The sequence below is a fragment of the Curtobacterium sp. RIT-PI-V genome (genome assembly GCF_025642935.1).
GTDB lineage: Bacteria > Actinomycetota > Actinomycetes > Actinomycetales > Microbacteriaceae > Curtobacterium.
The window spans coordinates 76,138-89,436 of sequence record NZ_JANZKM010000008.1 but is presented as its reverse complement, the minus strand read 5'-3'; the positions used below and the strand labels follow the sequence as shown (position 1 = coordinate 89,436).

Below are 13,299 nucleotides of genomic sequence, written 5' to 3'. Positions count from 1 at the left end.
CCCGCACCGTGCCTCCCGTCAGACCGCGGCGTAGGCGACGATGCCGCGGCGCACCGCGTCGGTCGCACGTCTGGCGGTCTGGGCGAGGTCGTCGTCACCGGCGTTCCGGATCTGGTCGAGCAGGTCGATGACCTGCTTCGACCAGCGGACGAAGTCGCCGGCGGGCAGGTCGAGGGTGCGCAGGACGTCGTCGAGTGCCGAACCGGAGGCCCAGCGGAACATGCCGACCGCCATCGCCGGGGTGGGCGGCACCGAACCGGCCAGACGAGCGTCACGTTCGATGTCGTCGAGGCGCGACCAGATCGTCAGGGTCTCGTCGAGGGCCGGTCGGAACGCGCCGCGCGGCAGTGCGTGCTCGGTGCCGGGGGCGTCGTCGCGACGGGGCTGGTAGATGATCGTGGCGGCCATCGCGGCGAGCTGCGCCGGCGTGAGGTCCTTCCAGACGCCCGCCTCGAGGCACTCGGCGACGAGCAGGTCCCGGTCACCGTAGATGCGCTGCAGTCGGCGGCCCCCGGCGGCCACGGTGGCCTCGCCGTTGCCGGCGTCCACGAGGTAGCCGAGCTGCAGGAGCACGTCGGTGACCCGGTCGAACGTGGTCGCCACGGCACCGGTGCGGGACCGGATCTGCTGGAGCAGCTTGTCGTTGACGCGCTTGAGCTTCCACCAGCGCTCCGCCCAGCGGGCGTGCGCCTCGCGATCGGGGCAGGCGTGGCAGGGGTGGCGCTGCATCTGGCGACGGACCGCCGTGATCGCGGCCTGCCGCTCCTGCCGCGCGCCGTGCGAGGCCTCGCGCCCACCGGGCACGTTCGTGCGCTCGAGGTCGGACAGCTCGCGGCGGAGCGTCGAGTACTCGGTGAAGTCGCCGAGGTGGCACTGCATGGCCTCGCGGTAGCCCTCGAGGGATTCCTGCTGCGAACGGACCTTGCGGGCCAGGTCGACCACGGATCGGTCGGCCTGGAACTGCGCGAACGAGGTCTCGAGGACCTCGCGCGTGCGCTGCCGACCGAACTGGTCGACCAGGTTGACGGCCATGTTGTACGTCGGCTTGAACGACGAGTTCAGCGGGTAGGTGCGTCGGCTGGCGAGCGAGGCGACGGCCTGCGGGTCGAGGCCGTCGGTCCACTGGATGACCGAGTGCCCCTCGACGTCGATGCCACGGCGTCCGGCACGCCCGGTGAGCTGGGTGTACTCCCCCGGGGTGATCGGCACTCGGGCCTCGCCGTTGAACTTCTCGAGCTTCTCGAGCACCACCGTGCGCGCGGGCATGTTCACACCGAGCGCCAGGGTCTCGGTGGCGAACACGACCTTGAGCAGCTTGCGCTGGAAGAGGTTCTCGACCACTTCCTTGAACGCGGGGAGCATGCCGGCGTGGTGCGCGGCGACACCGCGCTCGAGCCCCTCGAGGAACTCCCAGTAGCCGAGGACGGCGAGGTCCTCGTCCGGCAGGGTGCGGCAGTGGTACTCCGCGGTCTCGCGGATCTCGTTGCGCTCCGGGACCGTGGTGAGCGACAGGCCGGAGCGCAGCACGTTCCGGACGCCCTGGTCGCACCCGGCGCGGCTGAACACGAAGAAGATCGCGGGCAGCAGCATCCGCTCGTCGAGCATGTGCGCGATGCGTTCGCGGTGCAGCTTCTCGGTGCGCGGCCCACGGCGGTCGTGGTATCCCCCGCGCCCTCGTCCGCCACGGTGGCCGCCGCCGTGCCGTTCGCTGCGCGAGGCACCGCCGACCATGCGGAGCAGTTCGGGGTTGACGCGGTTCGTCGCGGCCGCACCGCTGGAGTCGAACAGGTCGACCATCTTCGAGCCGACCAGGACGTGCTGCTCGAGCGGGACCGGGCGGTCTTCCGACACGATGACGTCGGTGTCCCCGCGGACGGCCTGCAGCCAGTCGCCGAACTCTTCCGCGTTCGAGACCGTGGCACTGAGCGAGACCAGCCGGACCTCGGTCGGCAGGTGCAGGATCACTTCTTCCCACACGGCGCCGCGGAACCGGTCGGCCAGGTAGTGGACCTCGTCGAGGACGACCCAGGCCAGGTCGTCGAGCAGGTCGGAGTCCGCGTAGATCATGTTCCGCAGGACCTCGGTCGTCATCACGACGACCCGCGCCCGTGGGTTGACGTTGGTGTCACCGGTGAGCAGGCCCACCTCGGACTCGCCGTAGACCTCGACCAGCTCGGCGTACTTCTGGTTGCTCAGGGCCTTCATCGGCGTCGTGTAGAACACCTTCGCCGTCGGCTGCCGCATCGCCAGCCAGATCGCGAACTCGGCCACGATCGTCTTGCCGGCACCGGTCGGCGCGGCCACGAGGACGCTGCGGCCCTGGTCGAGCGCGTCGCACGCGGCGAACTGGAACGGGTCGAGGTCGAAGCGCAGGTCGGCGCGGAACAGCTCCAGGTTGCGGGAGCGGTTCCGGACCTTGGCGGCGGCGAAGCGCTCGGCCGCGCTGAGGTCCGTGCCCGTCACAGGCCGTACTCTTCGTCGAGCTTGGCCTGCTTCTTCGCCATCCGTCGGTCGTGGAACCATGCCACGACGCAGGCGGCGATGTAGAGCACGACCATCGGGACGGCCAGCAGGAACATCGAGATGACGTCGGCGCTCGGCGTGACGATCGCGCAGAAGACCAGGATGCACAGGATCGCGATGCGCCAGGACTTGATGATCGCGGCGGCCGACAGGACCCCGACGAAGTTCAGCAGCACGATGAAGACCGGCAGCACGAACGCGATGCCGACAGCGACGATGAGCTTGATGACGAAGTCGTAGTAGGCCTTCGCGTCGACGATCGAGGTGTCCTGGCTCGACACGAAGCTGCCGAGGATGCCGACCACGTGCGGCAGGATGTACCACCCGAAGTAGCACCCGGCGAAGAAGAGCGGGATCGCGGTGCCGAGGAAGCCCCACACGTACTGCTTCTCGCGCCGCACGAGGGCCGGCACGATGAACGCCCAGATCTGGTAGAGCCAGACCGGGCTGGCGATGACGATGCCGATCGTGATCGCGATCTGCAGCTTGAGGTCGAACGCACCCGTGATCATCGGGAAGTTCAGCTCAGCCGTGTGCCCACCGACCTTGGCGAGCTCGGCGACCGGTGCCCGCAGCGAGTCCAGCACGAACGGGGTCAGGAACCATCCACCGACCGCGGCGATGACCACGGCGATCACTGCGCGGAACAGGCGGTTGCGCAGCTCGATGAGGTGCTGCCCGAGCGACATGCGGCCTTCGGCGTCGGTGTTCCGGCGCCCTTGCCGCCTCGCTCGCCCGCGCGCGGTCGTCGAAGCCATGGGTCGATCCTACGGGGTGGGGACCGACAGTTCGGCGCGCTCCGTGCGAACGCACATGCAGGAGCGGTCGACGGGGGCGGTCAGTCGTGTCGGTCGGCCGCGTCGGTCGGCGAGCGGCTGCGTCAGCCGGCGGCGAGGGCGGCGGCGGCGAAGTCCCGCACCGCGTCCCGCGCTGCGGGCGGGTCGAGCACCACGGCACGGCCGGGCAGCCCCGCGACGAGCCGGACCACGCCGTCGAAGCCGTTCGACGCCGCGAGCCGGATGCGCACGCGCGCCTCGGCGTCGGGAGCGTCCGCGGTGTCGGCGAGGAAGTCGGCCACGAGCGGCAGCGACGACGAGTCGAGCTCGACGGTGACGATGACGTCCTCTGCCGACTGCTGGAACAGCGTGTCCGGGATCACCACCTGGTCGGCCGACTTCTCCACCGCACGGTCGTCGACGCGTGCACCGGACATCCGGTCGAGGCGGAAGGTCCGGAGCGCCTGCCGGTCGAGGTCCCAGGCGCGGAGGTACCAGTCGGTGTCGATCGACTCGACGCGCAGCGGGTCGACCCGGCGGGTGCCGCCCTGGGTGCGCGGACCGGCGTACTCGAAGGACAGCCCGCGGCCGTCGGCCATCGCACGACGGATCGTGGCGAGGGCGACGTCGTGCAGGTCCTGACCGACCGCGACCGTCGACGCGGCACCGCCGGCACCGCGCGACAGCTTCGCCATGAGTGCTCGGATGGCGTCGCGATCAGCGGCCTCGGGCAGCGCGGAGAGGTACTGCAGCCCGGCGATGAGCGCAGAGGCTTCTCGAGCGGACAGTCGGGGCGAGTCGTCGATGGCAACGAGGTTCGTCAGGACGATCATCTCGTTCTGGTCGAAGTCGTCCCACGCGATGTCGAACAGGTCGCCGTGCTGGTACTGCATCGTCTCACCGGGGACCCCCGACACCGCGATGAGCTCCACGGCTCGGCGGATGCGGGCCTCGGGGACGCCGAAGTGGCGCGCGGCCTCGGCCACCGAGACGCGCTCGCGGTCGATCAGGTACGGCACCAGGGCGAGCAGGAAGGCGAGCTTGTCCTGCGCCTGCAGGGGTTGGGCGTCAGCCACGGGCGGGGTCCTCTTCGTCGCTGTGGTCGCGCACGAGCGCGCGGAGCCGCTCGACGACGCGCAGCCGCAGGTCCTCCGGCTCGAGCACCCGGACCTCGGGTCCGAACGCCGCGAGTTCCTCGGCCAGGATCTGCGGGTCGACGTGGTGCAGCACGAGTGCGTCGTCGGCGTCGGTCTCGGTGTCACGACGGCGCGCGAGCCGCCGCTCGGCGTCGGATCCGGGGGTCACCGCGATGCGCGCCGTGCGGGCGGACCAGATCCGTTCGAGCTCGGCGAGCGTGCGCTCCCCCGCGCCCACCGGGGCGGTGTGCTGCCCGACGTCGTACTGCGTGACGGGTCCGACGATGCGTGAGAGCAGGTAGTTCTTGTCCGAGTCCGTGGCGAACTCGTGGGCGGCGAGCATCCAGCGGCCGCCGTGCTGCACGAGGGCGAGCGGGGCGACCTCGCGACGACGGGCCTCGTGCTGGCCCGGGGTGATGTAGTCGAACCGGACGGCGGCACCGCGGTCGAGGGCGGAGCGGAGCGGCTCGAACGCCGCGTCGCGTGCCCGGAGCCGCGGGGCGTACGCGTCGACGCCGAGCTGGAGTGCGCCGTCGTCGTCCTCGGAACCCGCGGACCGGACCTTCAGCAGCCCGCGACGGGAGTCGGCGGACAAGGCGCCTTCACGCCAGGCCATCGCGGCCAGCGACAGCAGCGCGGACTCGTCCGGCGTGAAGCGGACGTCCACGGGCAGGTCGTACTCGCCCTTCGGGATCCGGTAGCGCAGCGTCTGGTTGTTGCCGGCGGCACCCGGTGTCTCGATGGTCTCGAGCGGGATGCCGAGCTCGCGGACGTCGTCCTTGTCACGCTCGAACTGGCGCTCGAGCGAGGCGTTGTCCCCACCCGGCGTGAACCGCTGGCGGTAGCCCTGCACGTTGGTCAGGATCTCCGCCTTGGTCAGCCCGGACTCCGTCGAGAGCAGCGCGAGCACGAGGCTGAACAGCCGCTCCTCTGCGGGCACACGGGGCACACGGGTCGCTGGCACGAGGCGATCCTACGGCAGCGCGGGTGCACCGGAGTGCACCCGCGCCGCGGTCGGTGGACGGTGTGGGAGCGTCAGCTCGACATCGCTCCGAGCACGTCGATGACGTACGCGTAGGCGGTGCCCTGCTGGTTCACGACGGCCAGGACCTGGTCGCCGACGTGGTGCCCGACGATGGCGCCCCGCACGCCCTCGTCGACCTGGCCCTTGGTGAGCGGCACGGTCTGCGCACCCGAGCCGTCGGTCCAGCTGGAGCCGGCCACGGACGGGTCAGTGCCCCACGTCACGGCGGTGTACTTGATGACCGCGGTGTCCTTCGCGGTGAGCACGCGACCGGACCCCTTGCGGAGCAGGTGCGTCTCGTTCGACTTCGGCGCGTTCCACGACGGGATCGTGATGCCGGGGGCGCCGGACGGTGCGAGCACGACGGCGGGCATCTTGTCGCCGGCGAGCTGCGGGGTGCCGGTCGCGCGGGCGTCGAAGGCCCGCTTGACGTCGATGACGGCGATGACGGCGTCCTCGGTCTTCGTCGACGAGCCGCTGTCGGTGGTCGCGCTGGTGTCCGAGCTGCTGAGGGCGCTCTTCGGCAGTGCGACGGCCAGGCGGTCGCCGACCTGCGCGCACTCGAGCGATTCGCCGAGGGCACCGTAGTTGCTCGCGCCGGCGGTGATCGGAGCCGTCTGCCCCGAGTACCCGCTGGTCTGCGCGACCTCGCCGGTGGCGCCGTCGACGAGCGTGTACTCGATCAGGACGGGCGTGCCGTCGTCGATGGTGCGGCCGTTGCCCTGCTTCAGGACGGAGACCTGCGTGCCCTTCGTGGTGAGTCCGCTCGGGATCGACACCTTCGGCTCCTTGCCGAACGCGCCGGTGGCGGTCACCGCTTCGGACGCCGCACCGGGTGCGGCGCAGCTCGAGGGGGTGGTACCGGCGCCGTTCGAGGCGCACGCCGTGAGCGACGCCACGAGACCGATGGTGACCAGGAGTGCGGGGATGGTGCGCACGGACCCTCTTTCCGTTCGATGCAGGACGGGCACGTCCGTCAGCCTACCGTTCGCCGTCGGTCGGCTCGGACGCGTCGCTGACGGGCTCGGACCCCTCGGCGGCGGCGGCGGACCCGGCCTCGGCAGCGGCGACCTTGCGGGCCTGCGCCGCCGACTGCCGTGCGACCTTGCGGAGCTTCTTGTCGCTCGTCGCGCGCTCGCCCACGGCGCCGGGGGTCCAGGCCTCGATGTCCTCGTCGGAGAACTCGACCTTGCCCGCGCGGCGCTTCAGGTTCGGCAGGACGGTTCCGTCGGCGAGACGGCGGGCCGTGATGAGGAACCCGGTGTGCCCGACCATGCGGTGGTCCGGTCGGACGGCGAGCCCTTCGACGTGCCAGGTGCGGACCAGGGTCTCGCTCGGCATCGGGTCGGTGAAGCGGCCGGTGTCGCGCAGGGCCTCGGCCGTGCGGGACAGCTGGGTGACGGTCGCGACGTAGCAGACGATGAGCCCGCCGGGCACGAGGGCGTCGGCGGCGGCGTCGACGCACTCCCACGGCGCGAGCATGTCGAGGACCACGCGGTCGACGCTCTGCTCGTCGACGGCGCCGGGGAGCTCCTCGACCAGGTCGCCGACGGTCACCGACCAGTTGTCCGGGACGGCGCCGAGGAACGTGCCGACGTTGCCCTGCGCGATCGCGGCGAACTCCTCACGACGCTCGAACGACTGCAGCTGCCCCGTGGGACCGATCGCCCGCAGCAGGAACAGGGAGAGGGCACCCGATCCGACGCCCGCCTCGACCACCCGGGCGCCCGGGAAGACGTCCGCGAACGCCACGATCTGGGCGGCGTCCTTCGGGTAGACGATGGCGGCGCCACGCGGCATCGACATCACGTAGTCGTTGAGCAGCGGGCGGAGGGCCAGGTACTCGTCGCCCGTGCTGGCACGGATCACCGAGCCGTCGGGCTGGCCGATGACGTCGTCGTGCCGGAGGACGCCGCGGTGCGTGTGGTACTCGCCAGCGGTCTCGAGGGACAGCGTCGTGAGCTTGCCCTTCGGACCGGTCAGCTGCACGCGGTCGCCGGCCCGGAACGGGCCACGCGGCGGCGTGTGGGGTGCGCCACCGGCGGTGTGCGGCAGGGCCGCTGTCGGGTCGTCGGTGTGGCTCATCGGGTGACTCCCTCGGTGTCCGCAGCGTGCGCCGGGTCAGGAGCCGGGCCTCCCGTCACGGCAGCGCGTGCGGCCAGCGCCGGCCCCGTCAACTCGACCAGGCGGTCGACGTCGACACCCGACAGGGTGGTCAGGTGCACGTCACCGCCGGCGATCTCGGACAGCGGGACGATGTGCTCCACGGCGACCGTGACGGCGCCGGAGGCGACGGCCGAGGCGACGCCGGTGGCGGAGTCCTCGATCGCGACGCACGCGGTCGGCTCGACGCCGAGCTGGGCGGCGGCGGAGAGGTAGGCGTCCGGGAACGGCTTCGGACGGTCCACGTCGTCCCCGGCCACGACGACGCGGAACCCGCGCTCGCCCAGTGCCTCGGCGGCGACGAGTGCCATCTTGCGGCGGGACATCGTCACCAGCGCGGTGGGGATGCCGCGGGCGTGGAGCTCCTCGACGAGTTCGCGAGCACCCGGACGCCACGGCAGCTCTCCTGCGCGAAGGTGCTCCATCACGTAGTCGGTCATCCACTGGATGATCTCCTCGACCTCCATGTCGACGCCCTTGGCGCGGAGGAGCTCACCGGAGCGCTCGAGGCCGGAACCGACCAGGGACAGGCCGTCCTCGTGGGTCCACTCGGCGCCGTAGCGGTTCGTCAGGTCGACCTGGGAGCGCTGCCAGATCGGCTCGGTGTCGATGATCGTGCCGTCCATGTCCCACAGCACGGCTGCGGGCGGGACGAGGGCAGGAGGATGCGCGGTCACGGGCGACGAGTCTACCGGGGCCGTTCCGCTGGGCGCGGACGCGCATGCCCGCGGGCGCCCCCGGGGCCTACAGTGGATGCCTGCATCGTGTCCGGCCGGGTGCCTCGTCGTGCCCGCCCCGCTCCGCTCCACCACCAGGAGGTCCGCTCCGTGCCACAGCACTCCCCCTTCAGCGACGGCCGGTTGCTCGTCGTCGCCTTCGAGGGCTGGAACGACGCCGGCGAAGCCGCGAGCGGACTCGCCCGACGCATCGTCGAGTCCCTCGAGCTCGACGAGCTGCGCGAGCTCGACGGCGAGCGGTACGTCGACTACCAGTTCAACCGTCCGACCATGGGGTCCGACGAGACCGGCGCCCGCGGGGTGCAGTGGCCCCGCATCGTGCTGCACGGCCCCGGAGCCGAGGGCCGTCCGGTCATCGGCGCCACCGGCTCCCCGACCGACCGCGACGTGTTCGTCCTCGTCGGTCCGGAGCCCTCGCGCACCTGGCGCGGCTTCTGCGCCGAGATCATCGACCTCGCCGACGTGTACTCGATCGACGCCGTCGTCTTCGTCGGCGCGATGCTGGCCGACGTCCCGCACACCCGCCCGATCTCGGTCTTCGTGTCGAGCGAGAACGCCGGCGTCCGAACCGCGTTCGACGTCGACAAGTCCTCGTACGAGGGCCCGACCGGCATCCTCGGCGTCCTGGCCGACGCCATGGACAAGGCCGGGCTGACCACGCTGTCGCTCTGGGCTTCGGTCCCGCACTACGTGCACAACTCGCCGTCGCCCAAGGCGACCCTCTCGCTGCTCGACAAGATCGAGGAGCTCACCGACGTCACGGTGCCGCGCGGCACCCTGCTCGACGACGCCACCGAGTGGGAGGACGGCATCGACGCCCTCGCCGCCGACGACGAGGACATGGCCTCGTACATCGGGCAGCTCGAGCAGGCCCGCGACACCGTCGACTCCCCCGAGGCTTCGGGCGACGCGATCGCGCAGGAGTTCGAGCAGTACCTGCGGCGGCGCGAGCACAAGGACGGCAAGGACGGCGGTACCGCCGGTGGCGAGGGGCCCTGGCGGCCCCCGCAGCCGCCCCAGCAGTAGGGCGCGCGCGGGGCGTGCGGGGCGTGCGGTCACGACACCCCGCTCACTTCCGCCGAGTGGTCGCGAACTGTCGGTTGCCGCTCGCTCAGGCGACAGTTCCTGACCGACCGGCGAACGGCACACGACGTGTTGCGACCGCACGGCGGACGGGAGGCACGGGACGGGGCCGCCACGGGCCTCCCGTCCAGGGGTCGCGAGCGGTCACGGCACCCCGCTCGCCTCCGCAGGCTGGTCCCGAATTGTCGGTTGCCGCCCACCCAGGCGACAGTTCCTGACCGACCGGCGACCGGCACACGACGTGTCGTCACCTGACAACGCAGGCCGACAGCCAGCCCGACTCGGCTCGGCTCAGGCCAGGCGGATGCCGAGCAGCGCGTCGATCAGGTCGGCGAGCTCGGGCGAGCAGGCCGTGCCCCCGGCGATCGCGGTGTCGACCGCGGCGACCGCACCCGGCGTGTCGAGGTCGTCGGAGACCCGAGCCCGGATCCGCGAGGCGGCGTCGGCCGCGTCGTCGACGTGCCCGGCAGAAGCCCCCGATGCCCACGCGTCCCAGGTCGCGAGGCGCGTCGTGGCACTCGTGAGCTCGGCGTCGAACCACTCCCAGTCGTCGGAGTACTTGTGCGACAGCAGCGCGAGCCGGATCGCCCGGGGGTCCGCGCCGTCGTCGAGCAGCCCTCGCACCGTGACGAGGTTTCCGAGCGACTTCGAGATCTTCGTGCCCTGGTAGGCGATCATCCCGGTGTGCACGAACGCGTGCGCCAGGGGCTGGTGCGCCAGGGCCGCTGCGTGTCCCGCGCTCATCTCGTGGTGTGGGAAGACGAGGTCGCTGCCGCCGCCCTGCACGCTGATCGGCAGGCCGAGACGGTCGCCGGCGATGACACTGCACTCGATGTGCCAGCCGGGCCGGCCGGGGCCGATCTCGGAGTCCCAGCTCGGCTCACCGTCGCGGGCCGCACGCCAGAGCAGCGGGTCGAGCGGATCACGCTTGCCGGGGCGCTCCGGGTCTCCGCCGCGCTCGGCAGCGAGCGTGAGCATGGTCTCGCGGTCCAGGCCGCTCTCGTCGCCGAGCGACCACGCGTCGGTGGGGTGGTTCACGTCGAAGTACAGGTCGTCGCCCTCGGCGTCCGGGGTGGGGACCTCGTAGGCGGAGCCGGTCTCCTGCAGGAACGCGACGGCCTCGGCGACGCGGTCGACCTCGTCGGTGACGGCGACGAAGTCGTCGGGCGGCAGGATCCGGAGCGATTCCATGTCGCGGCGGAAGAGGTCGATCTGCGACGCGGCGAGCTCGCGCCAGTCGACGCCGTCGCGGGTGGCGCGCTCGAGCAGCGGGTCGTCGACGTCGGTGACGTTCTGTGCGTACTCGACGTCGAGGCCGGCGTCGCGCCACGCACGGCCGAGCGTGTCGAACGCCAGGTAGGTCGCCGCGTGCCCGAGGTGGGTGGCGTCGTACGGGGTGATCCCGCAGACGTACAGCGCAGCGCGCTCGTCGCCCTGCGTCGGGTCGACCGGCTTGCCGGTGGCGGTGTCGTGCACGACGGGCCGCGGCGCTGCGCCGGGGACGTCGGGAACGGACGGGGCCTGCCAGGCCCTCACGGCTGGATCACTCCGAGCGACAACAACACGATGAGAACGATACCGAGTGCGATGCGGTAGACGACGAACGGCATGAAGCTGCGCTTGCTGATGTAGTTCATGAACGCCGCGATCACCACGAAGCCGACGACGAACGCCACCACCGTCGCGATGAGCGTGTCGGCGAGTCCGAACGGCGCTCCGTGGTCACCGAGACTCGTCGCGGCCTCGTACAGCCCGGACAGGAACACCGCGGGGACGGCCAGCAGGAACGCGAACCGCGCCGCTGCCGGTCGCGTGTAGCCGAGTGCGAGCCCCATCGACACGGTCGCTCCGGAGCGCGAGACCCCGGGGACGAGTGCCAGCACCTGCGCCAGACCGATCAGGATGCCGCCACCGAAGGTCATGTGTTCGATCCGACGTTCCTTGCGGCCGACGACGTCGAGCACACCGAGCACGATGCCGAAGACGATGAGCACGATCGCGACGATCCAGAGCGAGCGGAACGTGGTCTCGATGGAGTCCTTCAGCAGGAGCCCCGCGATGCCGATCGGGATCGTGCCGAGGATCACGAGCCACCCGAGACGCACGTCGGGGTCGCCCTTCGGGACGTCGCGCCGGAACACGGAACGGAACCACCGCCCGATGATCCGGGTGATGTCCTTCCAGAAGTAGATGAGCACCGCGGTCTCGGTGCCGAGCTGGGTCACCGCGGTGAAGGCCGCGCCCGGGTCCTTCGCGTCGGGCAGGAACAGCCCGACGATGCGCAGGTGCGCGCTGGAGGACACCGGCAGGAACTCGGTGAGCCCCTGGACGAAGCCGAGGAAGATCGCCTCGAGGATGTGCACGCACGGGCCTTTCGGGGGAGGTCGGTCAGGACACCGCCACGCAGGCGACCATGAACAATATCAGTACGTGGCCAGGAGATCCCCGAGAACACGCCGACCGAAGGCCAGCGAGTCGAGCGGCACCCGCTCGTCGACGCCGTGGAACATCGCCGGGAAGTCCACGCCGGCGGGCAGCTGCAGCGGCACGAAGCCGTACCCGGCGATCCCGAGTGTCGACAGCGCCTTGTTGTCCGTGCCGCCGGACAGCAGGTAGGGCAGCACCGGTGCGCCCGGGTCGTGGCGGCCGAGGACGTCACGGACGGCGTCGACGAGCGGTCCGCCGAAGTCCTGCTCGAGGCCGATGTCGCGGAAGGACATCACGACCTCGACCTCGTCGCCGGCGAGCTCCCGCACGCGCGCCAGCACCGACTCCTCGTCGCCGGGCAGGCAGCGGATGTCGACGAGCGCCTCGGCCGTGTCCGGGATCACGTTGTGCTTGTACCCCGCGGTCAGGACCGTCGGGTTCGTCGTGGTGTGCAGAGCGGCGTGGATGAACCGCGAGGCCGACCCGGTCGCGAGCGCGACCTCGTCCGGGCCCGTCACCGTCGGGTCGGCGCCCAGGAACCGAGCGACCTCGGCGACCATCGCGTCCGTCGTGGCGGACAGACGCACCGGCCACTCCTCGCTGCCGATCCGGGCGACGGCCGCGGCGAGCTTCGTCACGGCGTTGTCACGGATGACGTGCGAACCGTGCGCAGCGGTGCCACGGGCGACGAGCTTGATCCACATCAGCGCCTTCTCGCCCGTCTGCAGCAGGTAGGCGCGACGGTCGCCGAGGGTGATCGAGTACCCGCCCACCTCGCTGATGGCGGCACTGGCCCCGGCGAAGACCTCTGGGTGGTGCTCGACGACGTGGTGCGAGCCGAGGACTCCCCCGGCTTCCTCGTCGGCGAAGTACGCGATCACCAGGTCGCGCTCGGGAGCCCCCTGCGCCGCGATGACGTCCGACAGCGACGTGAGCATCATCGCGTCCATGTTCTTCATGTCGACGGCTCCCCGCCCCCACAGCGAGCCGTCCTTCACGACGCCGCCGAAGGGGTCCACCGACCAGTTCGCCGGATCGGCCGGCACGACGTCGAGGTGCCCGTGCACCACGAGGGCCGGCTTGTCGCGATCGCGACCGGGAACCCGCGCGACGACACTGACGCGATCCGGCTCGGACTCGAACAGCTGCGGCTCGAGGCCCAGCCCACGCAGCTTGTCCTCGACGTAGTGCGCCGCCTCGGTCTCGCCGCGCGACTTCCCCTCGCCCCAGTTCGTGGTGTCGATGCGGATCAGGTCGCGCGCGATCGCCGCAGTGGCTTCGAGCTCGGTCGCGGTCGCGGTCGACTCCGGGTTCGTCATGCCTCCACGGTATCGGTCCCCACCGACGAGCCCCGGCCCGGTGACGCCGCAGGACGCGCCGGGAACCCAGCCCAACGGACGCGCCCGGGATGCGCGGCCGTGTTCATCGGG

The 13,299-nt window shown here is 71.4% G+C and carries 11 protein-coding genes; 1 reads left to right on the top strand and 10 read right to left on the bottom strand.

Translation table 11 applies throughout. The features are described 5' to 3' along the window. Positions 1–18: 18 nt before the first annotated feature. The 7 genes from OGL88_RS07465 to OGL88_RS07435 all read right to left on the bottom strand — a co-directional run bounded on the left by OGL88_RS07465 (position 19) and on the right by OGL88_RS07435 (position 8,299). Positions 19–2,463, bottom strand: a complete 2,445-nt coding sequence (locus tag OGL88_RS07465) for a DEAD/DEAH box helicase (RefSeq protein WP_263090900.1) — start codon at positions 2,461–2,463, stop codon at positions 19–21. Then, positions 2,460–3,212: a twin-arginine translocase subunit TatC gene (gene tatC / locus OGL88_RS07460; RefSeq protein ID WP_263090932.1), complete on the bottom strand. Its 753-nt coding sequence runs from the start codon at positions 3,210–3,212 to the stop codon at positions 2,460–2,462. The genes OGL88_RS07465 and tatC overlap by 4 nt, the downstream gene beginning before the upstream one ends. Before the next feature lie 191 nt (positions 3,213–3,403). Continuing rightward, positions 3,404–4,375 (bottom strand): helix-turn-helix transcriptional regulator, encoded by a 972-nt coding sequence (locus OGL88_RS07455; protein WP_111084002.1) that lies wholly within the window; start codon positions 4,373–4,375, stop codon positions 3,404–3,406. Continuing rightward, complete coding sequence (locus tag OGL88_RS07450; RefSeq protein WP_263090899.1) at positions 4,368–5,399, bottom strand: helix-turn-helix transcriptional regulator; 1,032 nt, start codon at positions 5,397–5,399, stop codon at positions 4,368–4,370. The genes OGL88_RS07455 and OGL88_RS07450 overlap by 8 nt, the downstream gene beginning before the upstream one ends. Positions 5,400–5,470: 71 nt before the next feature. Then, positions 5,471–6,397 (bottom strand): hypothetical protein, encoded by a 927-nt coding sequence (locus OGL88_RS07445; RefSeq protein ID WP_263090898.1) that lies wholly within the window; start codon positions 6,395–6,397, stop codon positions 5,471–5,473. Positions 6,398–6,440: 43 nt separating this feature from the next. Further along, positions 6,441–7,544 carry a tRNA (adenine-N1)-methyltransferase gene (locus OGL88_RS07440; RefSeq protein WP_260215883.1) on the bottom strand — a complete coding sequence of 368 codons (1,104 nt, stop codon included), beginning with the start codon at positions 7,542–7,544 and terminating at the stop codon, positions 6,441–6,443. Further along, positions 7,541–8,299: an HAD family hydrolase gene (locus tag OGL88_RS07435; protein ID WP_263090896.1), complete on the bottom strand. Its 759-nt coding sequence runs from the start codon at positions 8,297–8,299 to the stop codon at positions 7,541–7,543. The genes OGL88_RS07440 and OGL88_RS07435 overlap by 4 nt, the downstream gene beginning before the upstream one ends. 150 nt (positions 8,300–8,449) lie before the next feature. On the opposite strand from OGL88_RS07435, the gene OGL88_RS07430 reads away from it, so the two are divergent. Beyond that, positions 8,450–9,385, top strand: a complete 936-nt coding sequence (locus tag OGL88_RS07430; RefSeq protein WP_263090895.1) for a proteasome assembly chaperone family protein — start codon at positions 8,450–8,452, stop codon at positions 9,383–9,385. 348 nt (positions 9,386–9,733) lie between these two features. On the opposite strand, the gene mshC is transcribed toward OGL88_RS07430, so the two are convergent. Genes mshC through OGL88_RS07415 form a run of 3 tightly spaced genes read right to left on the bottom strand, consistent with a single transcriptional unit; the run spans position 9,734 to position 13,188 of the window. After that, the gene (gene mshC / locus OGL88_RS07425) at positions 9,734–10,978 is read right to left on the bottom strand and encodes a cysteine--1-D-myo-inosityl 2-amino-2-deoxy-alpha-D-glucopyranoside ligase (protein ID WP_205462451.1); all 1,245 of its coding nucleotides are present in this window, start codon (positions 10,976–10,978) and stop codon (positions 9,734–9,736) included. Then, entirely contained in the window at positions 10,975–11,805 is an 831-nt protein-coding gene (locus OGL88_RS07420) for an undecaprenyl-diphosphate phosphatase (RefSeq protein ID WP_111083996.1), read from the bottom strand. Before OGL88_RS07420 ends, mshC begins: the two co-directional genes overlap by 4 nt. 60 nt (positions 11,806–11,865) lie before the next feature. After that, a complete protein-coding gene (locus OGL88_RS07415) occupies positions 11,866–13,188 on the bottom strand; it encodes a M20/M25/M40 family metallo-hydrolase (RefSeq protein WP_263090893.1) in 1,323 nt (440 codons plus the stop codon). Between the last annotated feature and the right edge of the window lie 111 nt (positions 13,189–13,299).

Coding starts and splice junctions, on each gene's coding strand:
- tatC (WP_263090932.1), bottom strand. CDS start 3,212: ATGTCGCTCGGGCAGCACCTCATCGAGCTGCGCAACCGCCTGTTCCGC.
- OGL88_RS07440 (WP_260215883.1), bottom strand. CDS start 7,544: ATGAGCCACACCGACGACCCGACAGCGGCCCTGCCGCACACCGCCGGT.
- OGL88_RS07415 (WP_263090893.1), bottom strand. CDS start 13,188: ATGACGAACCCGGAGTCGACCGCGACCGCGACCGAGCTCGAAGCCACT.